This is a genomic window from Candidatus Protochlamydia amoebophila UWE25, from assembly GCF_000011565.2.
In the GTDB taxonomy this organism is placed as follows: domain Bacteria; phylum Chlamydiota; class Chlamydiia; order Chlamydiales; family Parachlamydiaceae; genus Protochlamydia; species Protochlamydia amoebophila.
This window is the reverse complement of sequence record NC_005861.2, coordinates 1,840,801-1,863,892: the sequence shown is the minus strand read 5'-3', so window position 1 is coordinate 1,863,892 and position 23,092 is coordinate 1,840,801. Positions and strand designations below refer to the sequence as shown.

Genomic DNA, 23,092 nt, shown 5'->3' with positions numbered 1-23,092 from the left:
ATTCCGGTAATAAAGGGAGTTTTTCGGAAATTCTGACTCCTTGTGCTAAATTATCATAACATTTTCTTTTCAAAATCTAGTGTGTGGGTTTTTTAGACTTATTCCAAAATTGATACCCATTCCCTCCTCTATACATTTCTACTAAAATCAAAGCAGCCTCTTAGATTTTTTGTGCTAAGTATAGATAGGTATGGTTTGTGATTATCAAGAGCTAGAGGAAAAGCATGAAAACTATCGTAAAAACCCTCAGGCATGATCAATACACTTTTATTATTTAAAGAATTAGAGATATTTTTGTGATTTGCCTAAGCACGATCAATCCAATTTTGTCCAAAATCTTAACTGTAGGTCTTTTTTATTAAGTTTAGAGGAAAAATTTCTATTGCCACTGGTTTTTTGTATTTCTATTTGGAAATTTCATAGGTAAAAAAATCATTTGTAAAGAAATTGGTTTGATTGCGACTTCAATTTTCCAAAATAATGAGAAAATACATAATGGTTTTCTCAACCTTGGCTTAACTCCTAACCATTCTCGCGATAAGGAATGAAGAGAGCTTGAGAAAGTTCTATTGAAATATTTAACTGACTTTTCAACAAAAATATATGGGTTTAATTGATGTGAACTATTGTTTTTCAAGGATGGAATTTTGTTTGGATAGGTTGTAGTAAGCTATTTGGGTAATTGATAAGAAACTTGATGCTCATCTGTTCCCAGGCGCTGCTTTGTCAAATAATACTTTCATTTTGTTTATCTAAATTAACTTTTAAAAAAGTTAATTGAAATCATTAATAAGAGTAAAAGTTAATGTTAAATGATTTTTCCTCATTTGGCAGTTGTGTGTTTTGAGTTCACATATCCAGAGTCTTTCTGATAAAATATTTTAATTAAAACTTTTTCATCAGGGGCAATATCAAAGGATGAGGATGGAATTGTTTTGGTGGTATAACCAGCAAGCTCTTCTGCTATCACATAATAATGTTTTCCGGGAGGAATCGGTAAATTAGTGATAGATCCAATAGAAGAATGAATGATTTGTCCGTTTAATAAGAGTTTCCAACTAACGGATCGATTAACTGTTAAACTAAATCTAGCCATTTTCAGAGGAATACTTTCAGAAGAAAAAATATAACGAGGTAAAAGGGAATAAGAAAAAGAAGGAGAAAAAACCTTGAGATTGTTTATAGATAAGGTACTATTTGGCACTTTAAAATCAGACATGGCGACGTCATGAGCTGTTTTATGACGAATATGAATTTCTTGATCCACCTTGAGAACAGCTTCACTTGTCAAAATAATTTTTCGAACCGGAATTTCTTCAAAAAAATCATCAGCATTGGGAAGCACAAACTCAATTCGATACTGACCAATTGGTAAATGGCTGATAACAACTGTACGCTCAGAAGAGGTATGGGTATTCGCAAGAAAGTCATCTTTTTTTGGGTATAGCGTTTTTTCGTTGTTCTCATTAATTAACCAAAAACGGACACGATCTAGGCGATGACCTTTTTCATTTGTTTGATAATTAACAATTAATGTACCAACTTTATTTGTTTGGGTTTGTTCTCCTAAAAGATTAATAACAGGAGCAAAACAAAATAGTAGCACAGTTAACAAATATATCAAACTTTCCACGCCTATCTCCTAGAATGTATTATATATAATTATAATTTTATTTATAAGTTTTATATCAAATTTTAAATTTCAAAAACAACATTTTAATAATTGTATGTTTTGATCATCAGTAAATTACAAAATGTATTAGATTGTTAGCTTTTTTAAGGATAATTGAGATTTGGTATGGTATTTGGGTTGGAGTTCTCTAAATTTTGTTGATATTCATCAATCATTTGGCCGTACTCATTAATACACATAAAATATTGTTTATCTGATTGAAGAGTTACAATAATTACATGACGTATAGAGATAAATTTAGCTAAATATGAGGGTTGCGTATGTTTAAGCTGTCGCGCTTTTTTAATTCCCCAAGCACCGTCTCCTAAATAAAGTATTCCTTTGGGATGAATTTTATTTTGTAAGAGAGGGTAAGTTCTTTTATAGGCGTGATCATGGTGTTCAAAAGCTGCGTGAAGATTTCCTTGTTCAAAAGCAGGTACCCAAAATTTCCGGATAATAGAACTTCGTTTATTATTGAAATTACGAATGGAAGGGTAAGCGGGTACATGATAAATCGCAAAACGATGTTGTGTATGCTGCCTTTCCCTTAAAGTTCGATTTAGCCAAGTGGTTTGTTGACCTGATACAGGGTTGGCATGCCCTGAATCTAACAACCAGATACTTAAATAAGAATTAAAATCAAAGACATTATAAATGCTAGTTTCAGCCATTGGGAAAAGAGAACTGAAGATTTTGGCTTGTGCTGGGGTTTGTTGATAATGTCCTATTAGGTCATGATTACCTATTGCTGCAATAATGGGAATTAATCTTCCTTCAGGAGTAATCATGGATTGATGCCAAGCTTTCAACCATTCTATCCAACGCTCGATTTTTTGGAGAGGGATGTATGATGCTCCAACGCCATAAGCTATGTCGCCTCCTACAAGCGCAAAAGAAGGATTTGTTTTGGCTGCTTGTTTGCATATGTCAATCATCAAATCAATCCCATCATGATACATATCTCCACCTACGACAAATCGAAGAGGTCTTTGTAAAGAGCAAGGAAGTGTACGAAATAGCTGAGTTTGACTATTTGTTTCAATTTTGAAAATATACTCAGTGTCGGGTTCTAAATTAGTGAGTTCTACCCTGTTAATGAAATACGAAGGAGAATGAGGAAAATTAAAAATGATTCCTTTTACTTGTATCCAATTGGCTTCTGTACTTTGTCGGTAAAATAATTGCACTTCTTTTTCTTTCTTAGAAGAAATCCATTGAATTGTCATTGTTGTTGTTGGATCTTTTTGCCAAGTTAAGTAAACAGTTTCTGAGGCAAGATCATCACCATATAAAGACAAATTTAAAAAAATACAAAAAATACTTAAAAGGGAAATAAAATAAGAAAACCTGGATGGCTTGTATTTGAATTCAACATTAGAGTTGGACGTATACGTGGTTGACATAATTTTAACGCTTTGAAGAAGTAAAAAGAGGCCATATGTAGCATATTGCCTCTTTGAGTTCAAGCGAAGAGATTTATGTGTTTTTAAGAGCTTCTTTTGTTAAAGCTTCTAAGACACGATTACTTCGGTTAACAAATTCATGTAAAGAATGAGGTTCCATTTCTCTTTGTGAAAGAAGGGCAAGCTCATAAACTTCTTGGGTCAAATCTTTTGCCAAATTTGGATTTTGTTGGTCTAGCTTTTGAATCGATTCAAAAAGAGAGTTGTTTGTGTTAATCACAAAAGTTTTTTTATTAAACAAAGACATTTGGATATTACGTTCTTCTGGATCTAAGCGCATCATGTACTCACGCATTCTCCGTTGTTTCTCATCAATAACAATAAAACCTGGAAGTGAATCAGAGGCCAAACTTTTCGCTTGGACTTCAACATTATCATCATTCAGTTTAGTTTGCACAAATTCAGCAAGCTTGGTTGCTTCAGTTCTCCCTTCAGCATCAAGAACTGTTTTTTCTCGGCTTTTATCCACTAGATTTTCATGTACTTCAGCATCAATACGCTGGAATGTGATAGGGGCTAATTTATTTTCTAGAAAATTGATTAGGTAAGGATCTAAAGGACTATTCGCTGATAGTATTTCAATACCTTGTTGTTTATAAATATCCATCATGTGAGCGCCAATTTTCTCATCAGTAGCATAAAAAACTTTATCTTTCGTTTTCTCTTTATTTCTTTCTAGATAATCAGGGATAGTCAACCATTCTTGATCAGTATTTTTCCAAATTAAAAACTCTTTAGCTCTTTCATAAAATTTATCATCTTCTAAAATTCCTAATTTGACGATAACAGAACTATCCTGCCAAGCTTGAATAAACCTTTCCCTGTCAGTTTTATAAAGGGTAGACAAGCTATCCGAAACCTTTTTAGAAATATGACTTGCAAGTTGTCGAACAGTGCGATCCATTTGTAAATAGCTTCTGGAGACATTCAATGGAATGTCTGGACTATCAATAATTCCTTTTAAAACACTTAAGTAGTTGGGAATTAAATCTTTGCAGTTATCTGAAACGAAAACTCGATTGCAGTAAAGGCTAACATGACTTTTATTCATATCAAAATCACGTTTGATTTTAGGAAAATAAAGAATTCCTTTTAAACGAAATGGATAATCGACGTTAAGATGAACCCAAAAAAGAGGATCTTCTTCTAGAGGAAATAATTGGTGATAAAAATTTAAATAATCTTCTTTTGTACAATCAGAAGCAGATTTAATCCATAAGGGTTCAAACTCATTGATTCGCTGACCATCTAAATAAATGGGATAAGGGAGAAACGAACAATAGTGTATTAAGATTTTTTTTAAGTGTTCTTTATCTAAATATTCATCGCTATCTTTACTAATAAAGAGAGTAATTTCTGTTCCTCTGCTACTTTTAGTCCCACGATCCATTTCATAATCAGATGATCCGTCACAAATCCATAGAACAGGTTCAGCCTCATTTTTATAAGAAAGTGTGTTGATTTCTACCTTATCAGCGACCATGTAAGCAGAATAAAAACCTAAACCAAAATGACCGATAATTTGTTCGCTTTCTTGATTTGATTGATATTTATTTAAAAATTCCTCAGCACCCGAAAAAGCTATTTGCGCAATATATTTTTTTACTTCTTCCGCATCCATTCCAATTCCATTATCGATAAATTTTAGGATACGAGTTTCTTTATCTATTTGAATATCAATACGAAAATCTTCATCTTTAACTTCTACGTCTCCTTGATCGCGTAATATTTTAACTTTTTGAATCGCATCGCAGGAGTTAGAAACCAATTCTCTCATAAAAATGTCTTTATCAGAATATAGCCATTTTTTGATGATTGGTAAAATATTTTCACTGTGTATTTGAAGAGAACCTTTTTCCATTTGAATACCTTTAAAAATTCATTAATATTAAGAAATTATAGCAATGCAAGAGATTTCTACTAATGCGTCTAGAGGAAGTTTTGCCACTTGAACAGTTTGTCTTGCTGGGGGAATAGAATGAGAAAATCGTTTACTATAAGCTTCGTTAACGATTGCAAAATCATTTAAATCTTTGAGAAAAACATCGCAACGAACGATATTTTGAAATGTACATCCAGCTTCTTTAAGAATTGCTTCAAGGTTATCTAAAACCCGATTGATTTGGAGGGAAATATCATTTAATTCTAATTTCCCTGTCGTTGGATCAATGCCTAGCTGTCCAGAAACATACAAATGTTTATCTGCTAACACAGCTTGGGAATAAGGACCAATAGCTTTTGGAGCCTGCATTGTCTCAATTTTTTTTAAATTAACCATAAAAAACTCCTCATTCATAAAAAATATCAAGTTTGGCATTTTATGCACTTAGGAAGTTTTTGCCAATAATAGACTTGTTTTAAAAGGTCAAACTCTCAAAGAAAAAATAAAACTTAAGGGTATCAATAAATGAGCTTACCATTTTTATTGCTGGGAAAATACTAGCAGATTATACCTTGTATAATATAATGACTGAGGGTAGAAATAAATCATTTAACATTTTGTTGATCTGTAGGATTGCATGATAAATTACTTTTTTTTTCTAGATACTGTTTTCGCTTTCCGATGTTTATTTCAGCTCACTATTCCCGAAAAAATATTGCCGATTGTTGTTGCTGATTCTGGAGGATTTGATCCTGTTTTAAGTTTATATGCAATTGCTGCTTTTGTGTTGATAGGTGTCGGTTTAACAGCTTTAATACTTTTTACAAAGGCCAAGTTTGTTAACTCTGAAACGTGTACAATTAAAATCAATCAAGATGATGCTTTAACTATTCATACTCCGGGAGGAGGAACGCTTCTTCATGCTTTGACCTCTCATGGTATTCCCATTCCTTGCCCATGTGGGGGAAAAGCAACTTGCAAACAGTGTCGAGTTCAAATCCTTGAAGGAGCTAGTGTTCCTTTACAAACTGATATGGATACATTTTCAAAAAAACAACTGAATGATGGTTGGCGCCTCTCCTGTCAATCCAAATTAAAAAGGGATTTACAAGTTCAAGTTGATGAGCATGCCTTAGGAGTTAAAGAATGGGTAGCAACAGTTTTAAGTAATGATAATGTTGCTACTTTTATTAAAGAGTTAATTGTTGAAATTCCCGAAGGAGAAGAAGTTCCTTATCAATCGGGAGGATATTTACAATTTCATGTTCCTTCTTTCAAAACAAATACAGAAAATTGGAAAACAACGATGAACCCCAAATATTATGCCGATTGGGAAAAATTTGGCTTATTTGGTAAAGAAATTGACTTTTCCCATTTACCTCAAAAACCCAATGAAGTCATAAGAGCTTACTCGATGGCGTCTTATCCTGCGGAGGGACGGAAGTTAATTTTTAATATTCGTATTGCAACACCACCTTTTGTAAATGGAAAAATGCAAAATGATGTTCCTTGGGGCATTTGTTCATCTTATGCGTTTGGTTTAAAACCTGGAGATAAAATTCGTTTGTCTGGTCCTTATGGAGAATCGTTCATGATTCATGATGAGCGAGAATTGGTTTTCTTAATTGGAGGTGCTGGTTCTTCTTTTGGGAGAAGCCACATTCTTCATTTATTCAATACTGTAAAAACCTCAAGAAAACTAACCATGTGGTATGGAGCAAGATCTTTAAAAGAAAATATTTATCAAAATGAATATGAAAAATTAGAAAAAGAGTATGCTAATTTTGCTTATCGATTAGTTTTATCAGAACCACTCCCAGAAGATTTAGAAAAAGGCTGGCCAGCCAAGGATCCTATCAAAACAAACTTTCTTTTTAAAGCTTTTGAAGAAGGACAGCTTAAAAAGATGGATTATCCAGAAGAATCTTTATTTTATGTTTGCGGCCCTCCAATGCACAATAAAAGTGTGCTTAAATTATTAGATGAGTATGGAGTTCCGCGAGAAAATATTATTTTAGATGATTTTGGGAGTTGAAACACTTATTAAGGCAACTTTAACTTTTTAGTCTAGGCTGCTTGGCGGACTTTCTGGAGTTTTCCGGATTGATCTGCAAGGTATTTTCAGTTTTCCGCTTGAATTGGGGGGTAAATAAATAAAATTTAATAAAAATAAGCCTGTTCTGCAATTAGCTGCACAAAAAAGCATTTTTGTGAGAAGATTTTTTGTAATTGTACGGAAGCGGAGTAATAATGAAGAATCGATGGATTTTAATTGGTCTATTACTTTTATCACAGGCCTTTCTTCAAGCTTATGAAGAACATCATCCTAAGGCATTTATCGCTCAAATGCAAGGTATAGACTATAACCCAGAAAAAAATTGGACTGATTGGGTGGTCAAAATTGGCCATTTCCACCACATTTTTGTTCATTTTCCCATCGCATTGCTTACTATGGCTGTTTTTGCAGAAATTTTATTTGCTTGGTATAGAACTTCTTTTTTTGAGAATGCAGCTGTTTTTATGATCATTTCTACGGCAGTTTTAGTGCCCATTACTGCTTTGTTGGGATTTGCGCTGTCATTAGGCCAATTTTACCCCGATACACTAAATGATGTATTTGTTTGGCATCGCTATTTTGGCGTAGTCACTGTCATTCTGGCTCTATGGGCATGCCACTTGCGCAATCAATATAGCCGCGATTCTTCCAAGGGATTGTGCTCTTACTATATTTGCTTATTTTTCTCTTTCTTAGTTGTCAATCTTACGGGGTTATTAGGCAATACTCTTACATTGGGATGGAATCTTTAATTCTTTTCAAAATAAATTTAATGAAAGCTCTTTATTGTTGCCATTAGTTTTGGATTTTATGCTTCCACCCATCCCCAAGCAATGACGTCTGCTATAGTTGTCGATTGGTGTCGCAACATCATCAAGCGATCAAATCCAACAGCAACGCCACAACAATCAGGAAGTTTTTCTAAAGCTTCTAAAAATAAAAAGTCTAAAGGGAGTGATTTTTTGCCAAGATCGATTCTTTGTTTGTTGCTGGCTAAAAATCTTTGTTCTTGTTCTTTGGCATCTGTAAGTTCGTGGTAACCATTTGCTAATTCAACTCCTTTGTAATAAATCTCAAATCTTTCTGCAACCTCTTCTGCGCCATGCTTGCGTTTACAAGCAAGAGCAGCTTGTGTGGCTGGATAATAAGCTAACACACACAATTCTTGTTGTCCTAATTGCGACTCAATTTGAGCTCCTAAAATAAGATTAAGGAGGGCATCCCGTCCTTCTTCAAGAATGGAAGTATAAAATGGAATTTGATGGGCTTGAATATAAGCAAATAATTCTTGATTCGTTGCTAAACAGTAATCAATCCCTGTATATTTAAGAAAAAGATCTCGATAACTAATGGTTTGATAGGAGAGGTTACCTAAGAACAAACGAATAAAAGCAACTGTTTCTTCAATCATTTGTTCTAAATCAAATCCTAAACGATACCATTCAGCCATCATGAATTCAGGATTATGCTTAGAACTTAATTCTCCATCGCGAAAAACGTGAGAAAGCTGATAACAATCACCCATGCCCTCAGCCAAAAGACGTTTCATTCCATATTCGGGAGAAGAATGGAGATAGCAGGTTTCTTGTTGATGATAAAGTGCGGGAATTAAGTCAATATGGGCATCGATAGATGCTCTTAAACTGAGACAGGGGCAATCAACTTCCAAAATTTGGCGGGCTGCAAAAAATTGACGGGATTGACCGAGCATGGTAGCTCGATCATGTAATCTTGAAATTTTAGACAGTTGCACTGATTAGCTCGAAACTCGCGAAACATATTCTCCAGTACGAGTGTCTACTTTAATTTTTTCACCTTGCTCTACAAAAATAGGAACTTGAACTTTTGCACCGCTTTCCAATATAGCTGGTTTTAAAACTCTACCTGATGCCGTATCTCCTCTAACGCCAGGAGAAGTATCTGTAATAACCATTTCCATAAATGTAGGAGGTTCAACGTTAACGGCATTTCCATTGTAAAAAATCACTTCATAGACATGATCGTCTAATAACCATTGTACAGTCTCTCCAATGCTTTCTAAAGAAATCTTAATTTGTTCGAAGCTTTTCTCATCCATAAAGATGACCCCATCACTTTCTTTGTAAAGCATTCGCATTTCTTCTTCGGCAACATCAGCAAGATTTAACTTTTCTCCGGACTTGAATGTACGCTCGATGACACGTCCTGTTAATAAATGTTTCATTTTAATGCGGTTAAAGGCTTGCCCTTTACCTGGTTTGACAAATTCATTACTGATGATAGTGTAGGGTTGTGCTTCGACCTCTACCTTTACTCCACCCCTGATTTCGCTTGTGCTCATTTGTGCCATAGATCACATTCCTTTGCTAAAATCTTATTTTGATAACGGGATTAGAAATAAGTAAAAAAATCCATTACTTATTCTAAATTCGCGTTTGATAAATATAAAAGTTGTTTTTAGGTAATTAAATGAAAGCTTTAATGTCATTGATAAATGATAAAACTTTTTACTAAAAAACTAATAACTCAAATTTTGAATTTTTTAGATCATTCACTATACGTTAAAAAGTGATGGAAAGTCCAGAAATTTGCTTTCTTTGAAAACGCCATTTTATGCATTAAATGAAACAAAATCGTTGAATCATCAAAAGAACTTCTGAATTTTTCCTGAAGTTGCTAAGTTAGATCAAACTAGTATTAAGCTTAAATTCATCAAGAGGTTTGAATATATAGTTTAAGAAATATAAAGATTATCTAAATGATAAACCTTTAACAAACAAATAAGTTGAGCCCAATCATGGAATCATTGATTGTAAAATGCCTGATCTTGATGGAGAGGAGAACAAATCATCATTAGAAAAAATCCACAAAGAAAGGATTATTTGGGACATTAATGATCAACTTTTTTGGAAATAAAAAAATCATCAATGATCCAAGACAACAGAGAAACCATCCTCGGGATCTCGTTCTCCGTTATTATCTTTGTCCAAAATGGGGTTATATTATAGAAAATCGCAATAAATATGAACGTCGAATGCATTTGTTTCAAAAAAGATCTGCCGTGACTGTTGTTACCATCATGTCACTGTTACAAAAAAAGCCAACATTTGGACCTTTACTTGGCCCTTACGATTAGATTATTAGATTAAAGGAATGATTATGAATCACAATTTCCTCGAAATAGAAGAAGAGCGATTATTGCAAGAAAAAATTGCCCGAGATACCTTGGAGCGTTATTCTGGATCTCCAGTTGAAGATTTTCAACCATACGTATTACTGACAAATTTTTCTAAGTATGTGCAATATTTTGCCGATAGTCGAGAAGTACCTGTCATTGAAGGGTCGACATTTAAAGTAGCTCATTCTCCTACTGAAAAAGTCTCCATTTTAGATTTTAAGATAGGCTCACCTGCAGCTGCATTGGTTGTGGATCTTTGTGCTTTTTTGCCCATTCGAGCCGCTTTACTACTTGGAATGTGTGGCGGATTAAGAAGGCATTATGTGATAGGTGAATATTTTGTTCCTATTGCAGGAATCCGTGGGGAAGGTACTTCAGATTTTTATTTTCCGGCGGAAGTTCCTTCTTTGGCTAATTTTCTCGTTCAGAAAATTGTGACAAATGTCCTAGATGAAACACAGACGGCTTATCATGTGGGAATTACTCATACAACTAATAAACGTTTTTGGGAGTTTGATCAAGAATTTCGCAGACGTTTAAAAGCTACGCGTCCTCAAGCTATTGAAATGGAGTGTGCTACATTGTTTATGGGAGGTTATAGCCATAAGCTTCCCTTGGGGGCTTTATTATTGATTTCAGATCTCCCATTGAATAAGGATGGGATTAAAACCAAAAAAAGCTCTGAAAATGTTTTTAAGACTTATACTGGAGAACATGTCGAAAAAGGCGTTCAAATTATGCGTGCTTTAGACGTTGCCTTAAAAAATGAAGCTAAAGGGATTTTTAGAGGAAATCGAAAGCGATTTGAAAGTACTATTTTGGATTAAAATTCTCTTTTTAAAACGAAGGATCCGTTTAAAAAAAACGACAACTTATTTTTTTTAAACGGATTTATTCTTCCCTAGTTTACCCTTGAATGATCATAGAAAAATAGTTTTCTTCATGAAGAGGATCGACATCCGAAGAGATGGGATGGTTTGAAATTGTTAAAATTTTTTTCAACATCTCAATTAATAAATATTGAAGTACTCTCCATTTTTCCATGTCTTCGCCGTTAATTTCTGTTTCTTTCGCAAGGTAGCGAATAAATTGTTGAATCCTTAATTGATTTCCCTCTTTTTCACATCCCTGGATTAAAATGAGAGCAGCATTAGCATAAAAAAAAGGCTCGTGTAAAGTAGAATGAGAAGCTATTTTTTTTAGGGTTTGAGCTATTTTGATTCTTGAGGAATGGCTTTGCTCTGCATAACCAATCGAAATAATCAATGCAAAAACAATTAAGCTTTTTTTAATAAGATTTTTTTCTAACGCTGTACCTAAAGATGTATAACCGTCGATATCGTTAGTCAGTAGTTCGGCTATCCGTTCCTTCAACCATTGATGAATAACCTGAAGCCCAAAATCAAAGGGGTCAAATAATGGATTGATTTGGTGAATCATCACAAAACCTAGAGCTTGATGAATGATAATTTTGATAAGCAGTAAATCGAGAGTTTGCTGAATATCAAAAGGTAAGATATTGAATTCGACGGGAGAATTAGTAACCAGAGTTTCTTTTTCTTTAGAATTAGGTTTTAGTAATGATGATTCTAATAACCATTCAGAAAGCATTTTATTAGCGAGTTGCGGAAGAGGAAGAAAACTTAGATTTTGAGCAATTAAAGGGTGAATTTCTTTTTGCTCGAAACTAATTTCCTTATTTAAAAATGATTTCCAAAATAGTTTAAATGTGTCCATGTGATCTTCGTTTATCTTTCCATCGTGACCTAAAACTTTTTTTTCTTCGTTTAATTTTAAAAGGGGTTGACAAATTTCTTCGAAAGTAAACTTTATAAGAGGGGCTAAAATCTTAATTTGTGCGGCAGGTAGTGTTTTAAAAAGAGATTGAAAAGAATTATTTTCTCGCGAAAAGCGTACGCGTATTTCTGATAATCTTAGTATTGCGTTGACTAATGCCCGGCTATCATAGGTTTCTAGAAAATCCATTTTACTTCGTATGGGATGAAAATGGGTTAGGGCAGTATCCATCAATTTTAAGAAAGTTTGCAAAGAATCTTTCATCTCGATGACTTCTTTTGAAAGCGTATTGTTCGTTTTCTCAGTCAAATTAGGATTTAAAAGCTTTAAAGCTTCTTCCACAATTTCAGTTGCTCCTTGAACCTTTTTTTCGAGCAATTTTTGCAGGGAAGTTGTTTGAAGCGTTAAGCTATTAGGCTCTATTAAAGTTGGCAAATCCGAAGGGGTGATGGAAGAAATAAAATCTTCATTCGTTTTTTCGAAAGAATTCGCTTTATCAACAAGAGAAGCTTTTTGTAAATTTATAGAAGAAAATGGAGGTGAAAGAGCTATAGATAAAGGCTCTGGTTGTTCAGCCCAGAGAGAGTTAGAATTAATAGTCATGATGCCTCGGCTGTTTTGTTTTTTGTTGACTAGGCATTAATGTTTCTAATGTCATCTCCGCTCGTTTTTGAATTTCAGAGTATTGAGAATTTAATTGCGCTCGTCTAATCACAATCTGCAGTGCAATACATGCTGAAACTCGTTCCTGTTTATTCAAATAACAGTCTGCTGCATAAAAGTAAGGAAGAGGGTTTTTAAGATCAAGCATTCCACATCGAATGTAACCTTCAGCTGCTTTTTCATATTCTTTCAACATCAAACAGCAGCTTGCCCAACCGTAAATAAAATTAAATTCATTATATTCTACAAGAGCTAACAAACTAAATATTGCTTGAGCGTTTTGAAATTTACCAGCCGTATATAATTGATAGGCTCTAGAGTAAAGCTTTGTCATTTTTTCTGGATCTAAATCAAAAGAACTTTTTGATAATAATCCATCTTCCAGAAGATGTAAAAAGCAAATACGCTTAATTTCCTCCAATTTTTCTAAATCGACATGCCGATGAGTTTTCATAAAAAGTATTTCCATTTTTAGTTTCATTCAAGCAAATTGCAAAGGAAAAAAAAGTTATACTTCTTTATATTAATTATATTTTAAAAAAAATATTAGCACAATAAAGAGCTTGAAAACGCATTGCTTTAAATAAGTAAAGGCAGTTAGATAAATAGCAGACGAAGAAAGAAATAAAAAAAGCATTTGTAAAAATTCAGGAATCTCATGGAAAATGATAAGCCTTTTGTAGAAAAGAGAGTCGTTAAAAGAATATTTTCTCCGTGGTATTATAACCAATATTTTAAATATTCTTTCGGAATTTTACTTGGTTTATTAATTATCTTGGTATTTTCGTATGTCGCTACTACTTTATCACCTATTTTTAACTTTGTTTCTTCTCTTTTTATTCCCATTGTTTTTTCTTTTTTATTTTACTATCTCTTAAGACCTTTAGTTTGTTTTTTTGAACATTTAAAAATGTCGCGCTTCTTTAGTATTTTATTGACCTATGTCTTGATTGGAATCGTATTAGTAATCTTTTTTGCTTATTTGCTTCCTATTTTAGCTACGCAAATTGTAGCTTTTGCTAATACCTCGGTAGAAACTTTGGAAAAAGTTAAAAACTCTTCCCAAACCTTTGTTTTACCAACTGGATTTAAACTTGATTTAGAGGGAGAAATTGAACGGAGGCTACTAAATTTAATCCAATACGCGACAGCAATTTTGAGTCAAAATTTATTAGATATTGTAGGATATCTTACACGTTTAGCCACAATTTTAGCAGTCATCCCCTTCATAGTCTTTTATTTGTTAAAAGACGATCATGATTTTGCTTCGGGATTTTTACAGCATCTTCCTCAAGATTTTGGACAAAATGTGCGCAATATTTTAAAAAATATAGATGAAACGCTATCCAATTATATTAATGGACTCGTATTAATTTCTTTTAGTGTTGGAAGTATGTTATTTATAGGCTATTTAATCATTGGGTTAAAGTACGCTTTGATCTTATCGATTATGGCTTTAGTTTTAACAACGATTCCTTATTTGGGGCCTTTTTTAGCTATTACGCCCGCTGTATTAACAGGGTTATCACATAGCCCTACAATGACTTTAAAAGTCATTGCAGTATTCGCTATTGTTCAACAAACGGAATCAAATATTGTGTCTCCACAAATTATGGGACAAAGGCTAAATATTCATCCTTTAACTCTCATTTTACTTCTTTTAGCAGCAGGATCTCTGTATGGGTTAATAGGATTATTATTAGCCACACCTTTCTACGCCATTTTAAAAGTATTAGCCGAAAATTTTTATAAAATATACCTTCTTCGTTATCCAAAGATGCAGGCTAAACTATACCAGCCTTAACAAGGGATATTGATCAAAAAAAGATAATTAGGTGAAAAAATTTCCAAATCTGTAGCATAAAAGAGTATTGATCTATCGTTGGAAGTCCTGACTGCTCCCTCGACTAAAACGCGAAGGCTTCTAGAAGTTGTTCTTCGGCCATCCAATCCGATTGCATCAGTGATGCTTTTTGCGAAATAAGAGCCAACTCATTTTTTTAATGTGAAATCTTTTACGCAAATTTATTGATATTGCTCAACGTTTTTTTAAATCCTTTATGAAAAAAATTTTTTTAATTATTGTTTCTCCTGAATGTTAGCGACATCTTTCCCTTGCTTTCACTGTTCCTTTGTCTCTTTATTTGGCTTTGCGAGTTGGGGTTGACTTTTGCAAAACTTTTTTTCCTTTTTGAAAAATCGGGACGAGAATCGACGATCTGCTTTCCATGCCGGTAAAAGCGCAAAATGTTCAAGCCTCATCTCTATGCTAACAACATTTATTAAGCTGAATTTGCGACGCTTTCGCTTGTTTTTCGTAGGGCGTAACTGAATGAAATGTTTTGTGAATTATCGTGGTGCCATATTATATTTTGGTCTACGAATGTATCAACGAATTTGAGAAGAGGAAAACACGTTTTTTTCTCACGCATGTTTATTTGGTCTTTGTGAAAAAATGCGGGACAAAATCCTTCAGCAAACCGGTACTCAAGGAATTAAAGTTAATTTTTTACAAGTATTTACCCTGTTTTGAAACCCCGATTGGTCACAAATTTGAAGCAAAGATGACTATGTTCGTCTTCTCATTAACTATCCACCTAAAATAGCTGTCTCTAAGGTGGTAAATAGTTTAAAATTTGTTTCCTTCAAGCTGGTCAGGAAAAAAAATATCTAATTATTCACATACGCTGTGGAGCGACAGTCTATAGTTTCCAAGCTAATTTTTTAGGAGCATGTAGAGAAGTTCCGTTTGCTGTCATTCGCCAACATATTGAACAACAATAATCTCTCAAAATTTAAATGCGTGCTTCATTTTGAACCTAAAAAGCTGAGTTTTCTCGCATCTTTGATAAAAATTTATTCTATTCTAATGCTATTTTTATTGAGCCGGATTGTGCAGGCAGATTTAATGACATTCTTTAGAATTTTTGGTTTAATTCTGCTATAATTTTAGCTTCAAGTTCTTGGGGAGATTTAAATTTTGGCATCAGAATTTTCCGAATTATAAGATCTTTACCTTTTTTGCCTTTTTCCATTGTTAAAGAAAGCTTTTCTTGTTTGATGAGAGTAAATCCAAAGCGAGAAGCGTGGACTCGTATGCGTGTTAAATGATAGAGCCATTGCGCTGGTTCTGGAGGAGGACCAAATCGGTCTCGAATTTCTGACCAAATGGAATCCACTTCTTCAAGTGAAAAAGCTTCACCCAATCTTTGATAAACTTCCATACGTAAACTGACTTCATTGACATAATCTTCTGGAAGTCTGGCATCAATAGCTAATTCGATTTTGGTTTCTGTGACGATGCTTGGTAATTTGCCTTGCAATGTCTGAATTGTTCGTTTTAGCATTTTACAATAAAGGTGAAATCCAATCGAAGATACATGTCCTGATTGCTCTAAGCCTAAAATGTCACCTGCCCCGCGGATTTCCAAATCTCGCATGGCCACTTTCATTCCGCTTCCATATCCACTCGCTTCAGATAATGCTTGAAGACGCTTACGTGTTAATTCAGGCATTACTCTTAAGTTGGGCACCAAAAAATAAGCGTACGCTCTTCTATTCCATCTTCCAACCCTTCCACGAAGTTGATAAAGTGCCGCCAAACCAAAATGATCTGCACGATCAATTAAGATCGTATTTGCGTTAGGAATGTCTACTCCATTTTCCACGATCGTTGTGGCGACTAAGATATCTGCTTGACCGCTTTTAAAAGCATGGAATGTGGCATCGATTTCATCGGCGTGCATTTGTCCATGTGCGACTAAAACACGTGCTTGTGGTAAAAGAGATTTAATTCGATTACTAACAGAGTAGATTGATTCTACACGGTTGTGAATAACAAATGCTTGACCATCTCTAGACAATTCTCTTAAAAGGGCATTCTGAATAATTTGATCGCTAGGTTCTGTGATAATAGTCTTTGTTGGTAGTCGATCCTGAGGAGGGGTATTGATGACTGACATATCTCTTGCACCAATGAGAGACATGTATAAAGTACGAGGGATAGGAGTTGCAGAAAGTGTGAGACAATCAACTCCAATTTTAATTTTCTTGAGATGTTCCTTGGCTTTTACTCCAAAACGTTGTTCTTCATCAATAATGACAAGGCCTAAATCTTTGAATTTGACATCTTCACCAATAATGCGATGTGTTCCAATAACGATGTCAATAAAACCGTTAGCAATACCTTCCAATGTTTCTTGAATTTGCTTTTGAGTACGAAAGCGAGAAAGAATTCCAATATTAATTGGAAAATTAGCCATTCGATCTAGAAAATTATCGAAGTGTTGCATGGCTAAGACTGTTGTGGGGACTAAAACCGCCACTTGTTTAGCTCCATCTGTCACAGCTTTGAAAGCCGCTCGCATAGCCACTTCTGTTTTACCGTAGCCTACATCTCCGCAAATGAGACGATCCATCGCTTTTTTAGACATCATGTCTTGTTTAATGCTGGAGATGGCTGCCAATTGATCCTCGGTTTCGGAAAAAGGAAATTCACCTTCAAAAGATTGTAAATCCGCAGAATCGATAGGATAAGCAAAGCCTTCTTTAATTTCTCGTTCTGCGTAGCTTTTGAGTAAATCAGAAGCATAGCCTAGAATTGCTCTTTCTGTATGTTCCTTTGTTTTTTTCCATTTACTACTCCCGATTGTGTGTAATTTCGGAATGACTTCATTGGATCCAAGATATTTAGTGATAAGGTGTGCTTGATTAAAGGGAACGTACAACTTAGCTTGATCAGCATATTCGATTGTGAAAAATTCACTGAGAATGCCTAAGTGGTTAGCCCTTTTTTCGATTCCAAGATAACGTCCAATCCCATTATTTAAGTGAACTATTACCTCTCCAGGAGTCAAATCATATGTTTCAGCAGGAGAGGTATGATAGGTACTTCGAAGCTTTTGTCGCCTTATTTTATATCTATGCGTTAGTTCCGTTAAGGGTAAAATCATCCATTCTTCATCTTGAATGACAAGGCCACTTGAGAGATAACCGATTTGATAAGTGGTTTGCTTAGGTAAATGGATATTATTTGAAAGGAGTTTTTGACGTAAGTTATTTTCTTCTAATTCACTTGCACATAAAAGATCAAGTCTAAAAGTTTCATGGGAAAGAGAAGGCAGACGATAAAGAATTTCATCCCCATTAAAGTCCCCTTGTTCTTCTTGAGAAATAAAATAATTTGTAATTGTGTTAAAAGGATGACGCCAACGTTTAACGGTCCAATCACGATTAAACATTTGAAACTTAAGTTTGTGAAAAATTGTCGTCTGAGAATAATAACCGCTTTGTTTAGAATCTAGGTGTTTGACTTCACTAAGCTCTTCAATTGGTTTTTGTGACCAAAACATTTTTTGATAGGGAGTCAATAGATGAAGAAATTCTTCAATAGAACTAAAAAATTTATTATTCGCTCCTAAGCTAATTAAAGAGGCGTATCGATCTTCTAAGGCAAGAAGATCATCAAAAATAATTAATGTTTCAGGCCCTAAATAATCTAAAAAAGAAGCCTGTTCATTTGATTGATTGAGCAATTCAAGTTCTAGGCCGGGTGCAATATCAATTTGCTCGACTGCTCTGACGGATATTTGCCCAATTGGATCATAAATACGAATAGATTCTAAGTCATCTCCCCAGAATTCCAAGCGGTAAGGATCGGGAGAGGAAACAGGAAATACATCGATAATTCCACCACGTACTGCAAACTCTCCTTTATCAGAAGCGATAAATTTTCGTTGATATCCCATCAAATTAAGTTTTTGGATAAGATCATCAAAAAAAAAGCTCTCATTTGCCTTAAGTGTGAGATAGAGCTTTTGAAAAGCAGAAGGAGCAATTAGCTTTTGCAAACAAGCTTGTAAGCTAGTCAAAATGATATGAGGCTCGCTTGACGAATTGATTTTCTTTAAGAGCTGATATCGCTCGCCAACAATATCTGGGCTAGGAGGAACATTTTCTGAAGGGAGTGTTTCCCAAGAAGGAAAGTCGACAGTTGGGCAGTTTGTAAAAAAGCTTAAATCATGAAAAAGACGAGCTTCCTCTTGACTGGAGCCTGTTAAGATTAAAACGTGTTTACCGGTGACTTGTTGAGCAAGAGCTGCAATTAAGGCTTTGGGAGCATTCCATAACTCTTCAATCAAGAGGATATCTTTGGTATGCTGTAAAGCTTTTTGAAGAGCAAGAATTCGCTCACTTTTTAACATCTTTTCAAAAATCATGGGCAAAGAGCTTTTTAATCCATTATTTGAGTTATATATTATGTCATCATGTCTTTCGAAAAGAGGCCAATGAAACATCTTAGTCTAAAAAAGAAATAACTTTTAGTTATTATGTAGAATTATCAGAGAACATTTCAACTTCCTTTTTTTCCATTCAAAGTAATTAACTCCTCTGAAAAGTTTAACCATCCAAAACAAATTTTTTATGAATGAGTAAATTTACTAAAAATAAAACTTTAAAAATACTATTTAACATAGTAAACAGATTTTAAGTTTAAGGTATGCAGCTGCTAGATTATCGTTTATTTTTTTTATTTAGTTTAGAGCACAGTTGTCATAACAAGCTTAATAAAAGGGAGAAAGTCATGAAGCAGAAAATGAGTTTGCTATTCTTAATCTTGTATTTTTTTTCCCCTCAAGCTTATGGGGAAGAATTTAATAGCTCTAATTTGCCACAATTAACGGTAAAAGGGGAAGCAACTATTTTTAAACCTGCTGACCAATTGGAAATGAGTGTTTCTGTCGTCACACAAGACCCCGAATCTAAAAAAGCAGTTCAAGCTAATAATGAAAAAATGCGTAAAGTAGTTGGGCAGCTCACTGATTTAGGTTTAAATGTTCAAGATTACCAAACAGGGCATTTTACGATTCAACCTATTTATCACTATATTGATTCAATAGAAAAAAAAGAAGCCTCTACAATTACTCATTATGAAGTTACGAATACGATTCATATAAAAACAAGTAAGCTCAGTTTGATCGAGAAAATTATTGGGATTGTTGTCGAGGCTGGAGCCAATCAATTAAGTCAAATCAATTTCAATTTGAATAATCCTCAAGCTTATCGTCAGGAAGTCATTCAACTGGCAACCCAAAACGCATTTGAAGATGCAAATGCTTTAGCTAAAGCTGCAAATGTCCGTCTTGTTCGTGTTTTGTCTCTAGATTTAGACCCTAATCAACAGAATTATTCAACACCAAGAATGTTGATGGCAACTAAACAAAGCTCTGAAAATACTTATGGGGTTCCTATTGAAATTGGTCAAGTTGAAATGCGAGCAAATGTTCATGTGATATTTGAAATCAATCAAGAATAAGCCAATTTTAAGGGTATGCTAGTATCATTCTACAATTAAATTAATGATTAAGGCTAGACAAATTGAGATTAACCTGTAGTCAAGCCTGAATGAATAAAAATTTTGGTAGCTTAAAAAAACGGCTTGGTGTGTAAATCTGAGCCGTCAAATCTTTATTTCACATTCATTTTTTCTTTTAAGTAAATTCGTATTTGCTTAAAGGCTTCTCCTAACATAGCTGGTTTTTTACCGCCGCCTTGTGCGGTATGTTGTTTTCCACCCCCACTTCCTTCTACAATAGGCATTAAAATTTTAATAATTTCGTTGGCATTAATACCTTGCTTAACAAGGTCATCGCTGATCTTTACTAAAATTTGGCATTTATCAGGAAAAGCTGCCCCTAAAATAATTACTGCAGAAGGGATTTGATCACTGATTAAATCTACACAAAGTCGCAATTCTTCGACAGAAAGTGCGGTTTCTAAAATTAAAACAGAAGTGTTTCCTAATTGTTCAATTTTTTTTATAAAACCGTTGATTAAAACGTTAAGTTCTTTCTTTTTGATTTCTTTAAGCTCAGCGATAAATTGCTTATTTTCTTCTTGAAGTTTTTCTAATTTCTCTAATACCTGGTGAATAGGGACTTTTAATTGTTGAGCCAATGTGCGAAGTAAATCTTCATCCTGTCGCTGTAAAAGTTCTGCTTCTGCGCCCGTGACTGCTTCAATTCTTCGAATTCCTGCTGCAATGCCACTTTCTTTCAAAATTCTAAAAAGTCCAATATTTCCAAGAGCTGACGTATGAGTGCCTCCACAGAGTTCTTTTGAATAGTCAATGTCAATCACTCGAACAGTTGAACCATATTTTTCACCAAAAAATTGTTTAATATCTTCTTTTTTTTGCGCTTCTTCATACTTGATTTCATAACATTTGACAGGCAGGTTTTCTCTAATTTTTTGATTGACCAAGTCTTCAATTTGTCGGCTTTCTTCTAAAGAAAGAGCTTTATGATGGCTAAAGTCAAAGCGAAGGCGTTGAGGATCGACAACTGAGCCTGCTTGTTTGATATGTTCTCCAAGTATTTGATGTAATGCCCAATGCAGTAAATGAGTTGCCGTATGATTGTTGGCAATTTTTTGTCGCCGTTTTTTATCAATCGAGGCTGTAATCATCTCACCATTTTTGAGAGAACCTGTATTCAATTTTCCTTTGTGTGCGATCAAACCTTTATAAGGTACCACACAATCCTCTACGCTGAACTTGGAATTCGAATTTTCTAATGTTCCAGTATCGCCGACCTGTCCACCCATTTCGGCATAAAAAGGGGTTTCGCTTAAGAAGACGAGTCCTTCTTGCCCAGATTGCATTTCTTCGACGAATTCTCCATTGACAAAAAGCCCTACGACTGAACTTTTTAAAGAATTTTGTGTAAATCCAGCAAATTTAGTTTCACCTCGAACTTTGACAAAATCTGCGAAAATATTTTCTCCCGCAATTTGATGAACAGTCTTATGAACATGACGAGATCTTTGCTTTGCTTCTTCTTCTAATTGTTGATAGCGTGGTTCGTCGACTTTTAATCCTGAGTCTTTAGCGATTAAGAGAATTTCTTCGATTGGAAGCCCATAAGTATCTTTGAGTTTAAACGCATCATCACCAGAAATTATTTGATGACTTGCCCGTGATTTCTCAATCACTTGATTAAGAATATTTCCACCTCGCTTGAGAGTGCGAATAAATGCTTCTTCTTCGATTGTCAAAATTTCAGCAATACGATCTTGCCCTTTAACAAGTTCTGGATAATCGCTACCCATAGTAGAAACTAATTGAGGAAGAACTTCGGCTAAAAATGGTTTTTCAAGCTTTAATGTTCGTCCATACCGAACAGCTCTTCGAAGAACTTTTCTTAGTACGTAACCTCGATCAACATTGCTAGGTTGAACACCATCGGCAATAGCAAAAGAGAGGCAACGCAAATGATCAGCGATGACTCGAAAAGCGGCAGACTGTTGATCTTGTGGATGATAAGCAATTCCTGAAAGTAATTCAATTTGAGCAATAATACTTCTTAAAATATCCGTTTCAAAAACGCTATTAACTCCCATTTTTAAGTTGATCACTCGCTCGAGTCCCGCACCAGTGTCAATGGATGGTTTAGGTAAAGGATTTTGAACACCCGAAGTTTGTCGATTAAATTGCATAAAAACCAGATTCCAAAATTCTAAGAATCGTTCTCCAGAAGAATCTTCGGATGGTTTTGTGGCATTTCCGTAATCAGATCCTCGATCGTATAAGAGTTCCGAACAGGGCCCACAAGGGCCTGTATCTCCCATTGCCCAAAAATTATCTTTTTCTCCGAAACGAGTAATGCGTTCAGCTGGAACATATTGAGTCCAAAGCTCAAATGTTTCATCATCTTCTCGGAAAACTGTTGGCCAAATTCGTTCGGGTTCGAATCCAAAGACCTGCGTAGAAACTTCCCAGGCAAATCGGATGGCTTGAGTTTTAAAATAATCTCCAAATGAAAAATTTCCTAACATTTCAAAAAATGTTAAGTGCCTGCTCGTGTGACCAACATTTTCTAAATCGTTATGTTTTCCTCCCACTCGAATACATTTTTGGCTTGTGGCTGCACGGTTATAATCGCGGTAACTCTTCCCTAAAAAAACGTCCTTGAATTGATTCATTCCTGCATTGTTGAATAGAAGAGTTGGGTCGTCGTGAGGAAGAACTGAAGAGGAAGAAACGATTTGATGTTGATGTTTTTTAAAATATTCTAAGAATTGACGTCTGATAGATTGTGTTAACATAATTGCTCGTATAAGATTTTGACCGAGAGAGTTATTAACCTGAGTTTTGAGTTTATTTACTTAAAAATCGTTTAGGTTATTAATGAAATTTTAGAATTAAATGTAAGGATTTAAGGTGTAAAATTCAAGTTTTACCAAACATTAAATCAGCTTTGAATTAACTTTGTATAGAAAAGTTGAGCTTTCCGACTATATTAGCTGTTAAAAATCCGCTAAAAAATTGTATTTTAAAAGAATAGCTTTATTTAAAAATTTTGCTTGAAAAGAAGCTAATAAAAAAGTTGTTGTTTTAGGA

The 23,092-nt window shown here is 34.4% G+C and carries 16 protein-coding genes and 1 pseudogene; 7 read left to right on the top strand and 10 right to left on the bottom strand.

The features are described from left to right. Window positions 1-823: 823 nt before the first annotated feature. From PC_RS07370 to PC_RS07355, 4 genes are all read right to left on the bottom strand, one after another. The gene (locus PC_RS07370) at window positions 824-1,633 is read right to left on the bottom strand and encodes a hypothetical protein (RefSeq protein ID WP_011176083.1); all 810 of its coding nucleotides are present in this window, start codon (window positions 1,631-1,633) and stop codon (window positions 824-826) included. A 143-nt stretch (window positions 1,634-1,776) separates the two neighbouring features. Next, on the bottom strand, window positions 1,777-2,973 hold the full coding sequence (locus PC_RS07365; RefSeq protein ID WP_181679094.1) for a purple acid phosphatase family protein: 1,197 nt from the start codon (window positions 2,971-2,973) through the stop codon (window positions 1,777-1,779). Between the two features lie 178 nt (window positions 2,974-3,151). Next, window positions 3,152-4,999: a molecular chaperone HtpG gene (htpG, locus tag PC_RS07360; RefSeq protein WP_011176081.1), complete on the bottom strand. Its 1,848-nt coding sequence runs from the start codon at window positions 4,997-4,999 to the stop codon at window positions 3,152-3,154. A gap of 27 nt (window positions 5,000-5,026) precedes the next feature. Beyond that, window positions 5,027-5,416, bottom strand: a complete 390-nt coding sequence (locus tag PC_RS07355; protein WP_011176080.1) for a Rid family detoxifying hydrolase — start codon at window positions 5,414-5,416, stop codon at window positions 5,027-5,029. A 241-nt stretch (window positions 5,417-5,657) separates the two neighbouring features. Here PC_RS07355 and nqrF point away from each other — a divergent pair, with 241 nt between their 5' ends. Together nqrF and PC_RS07345 are read left to right on the top strand one after the other, a co-directional pair. Then, window positions 5,658-7,055 carry an NADH:ubiquinone reductase (Na(+)-transporting) subunit F gene (nqrF, locus tag PC_RS07350; RefSeq protein WP_011176079.1) on the top strand — a complete coding sequence of 466 codons (1,398 nt, stop codon included), beginning with the start codon at window positions 5,658-5,660 and terminating at the stop codon, window positions 7,053-7,055. Window positions 7,056-7,270: 215 nt separating this feature from the next. After that, window positions 7,271-7,828 carry a DUF2231 domain-containing protein gene (locus PC_RS07345; protein WP_044045190.1) on the top strand — a complete coding sequence of 186 codons (558 nt, stop codon included), beginning with the start codon at window positions 7,271-7,273 and terminating at the stop codon, window positions 7,826-7,828. A 56-nt stretch (window positions 7,829-7,884) separates the two neighbouring features. Here PC_RS07345 and epmA read toward each other — a convergent pair whose 3' ends face one another. Both epmA and efp read right to left on the bottom strand, forming a co-directional pair. Next, a complete protein-coding gene (gene epmA, locus PC_RS07340; RefSeq protein WP_269474214.1) occupies window positions 7,885-8,829 on the bottom strand; it encodes an EF-P lysine aminoacylase EpmA in 945 nt (314 codons plus the stop codon). Between the two features lie 3 nt (window positions 8,830-8,832). Beyond that, entirely contained in the window at window positions 8,833-9,405 is a 573-nt protein-coding gene (gene efp, locus PC_RS07335) for an elongation factor P (protein ID WP_011176075.1), read from the bottom strand. Window positions 9,406-9,948: 543 nt separating this feature from the next. Between efp and PC_RS07330 the strand changes: the two genes are divergently transcribed. Then, on the top strand, window positions 9,949-10,191 hold the full coding sequence (locus PC_RS07330; RefSeq protein ID WP_011176074.1) for a hypothetical protein: 243 nt from the start codon (window positions 9,949-9,951) through the stop codon (window positions 10,189-10,191). 23 nt (window positions 10,192-10,214) lie between these two features. Further along, on the top strand, window positions 10,215-11,060 hold the full coding sequence (locus PC_RS07325; protein ID WP_011176073.1) for an AMP nucleosidase: 846 nt from the start codon (window positions 10,215-10,217) through the stop codon (window positions 11,058-11,060). A 79-nt stretch (window positions 11,061-11,139) separates the two neighbouring features. Here the strand turns inward: PC_RS07325 and PC_RS07320 are convergent, their stop codons facing one another. Then, window positions 11,140-12,633: a hypothetical protein gene (locus PC_RS07320; protein WP_011176072.1), complete on the bottom strand. Its 1,494-nt coding sequence runs from the start codon at window positions 12,631-12,633 to the stop codon at window positions 11,140-11,142. Continuing rightward, window positions 12,623-13,147 carry a SycD/LcrH family type III secretion system chaperone gene (locus PC_RS07315; protein ID WP_044045189.1) on the bottom strand — a complete coding sequence of 175 codons (525 nt, stop codon included), beginning with the start codon at window positions 13,145-13,147 and terminating at the stop codon, window positions 12,623-12,625. The genes PC_RS07320 and PC_RS07315 overlap by 11 nt, the downstream gene beginning before the upstream one ends. Window positions 13,148-13,351: 204 nt before the next feature. On the opposite strand from PC_RS07315, the gene PC_RS07310 reads away from it, so the two are divergent. Beyond that, window positions 13,352-14,497, top strand: coding sequence for an AI-2E family transporter (locus tag PC_RS07310; RefSeq protein ID WP_011176070.1), 1,146 nt, complete (start codon window positions 13,352-13,354; stop codon window positions 14,495-14,497). Window positions 14,498-15,256: 759 nt separating this feature from the next. Continuing rightward, window positions 15,257-15,356, top strand: a pseudogene (locus PC_RS10625) (transposase); the annotation flags it as partial. Window positions 15,357-15,611: 255 nt separating this feature from the next. On the opposite strand, the gene mfd reads toward PC_RS10625, so the two are convergent. Beyond that, the gene (gene mfd, locus PC_RS07305; protein WP_232086073.1) at window positions 15,612-18,896 is read right to left on the bottom strand and encodes a transcription-repair coupling factor; all 3,285 of its coding nucleotides are present in this window, start codon (window positions 18,894-18,896) and stop codon (window positions 15,612-15,614) included. Between the two features lie 380 nt (window positions 18,897-19,276). Between mfd and PC_RS07300 the strand changes: the two genes are divergently transcribed. Beyond that, the gene (locus PC_RS07300; protein ID WP_011176066.1) at window positions 19,277-20,008 is read left to right on the top strand and encodes an SIMPL domain-containing protein; all 732 of its coding nucleotides are present in this window, start codon (window positions 19,277-19,279) and stop codon (window positions 20,006-20,008) included. A gap of 152 nt (window positions 20,009-20,160) precedes the next feature. On the opposite strand, the gene alaS is transcribed toward PC_RS07300, so the two are convergent. After that, complete coding sequence (alaS, locus tag PC_RS07295) at window positions 20,161-22,797, bottom strand: alanine--tRNA ligase (protein WP_011176065.1); 2,637 nt, start codon at window positions 22,795-22,797, stop codon at window positions 20,161-20,163. Between the last annotated feature and the right edge of the window lie 295 nt (window positions 22,798-23,092).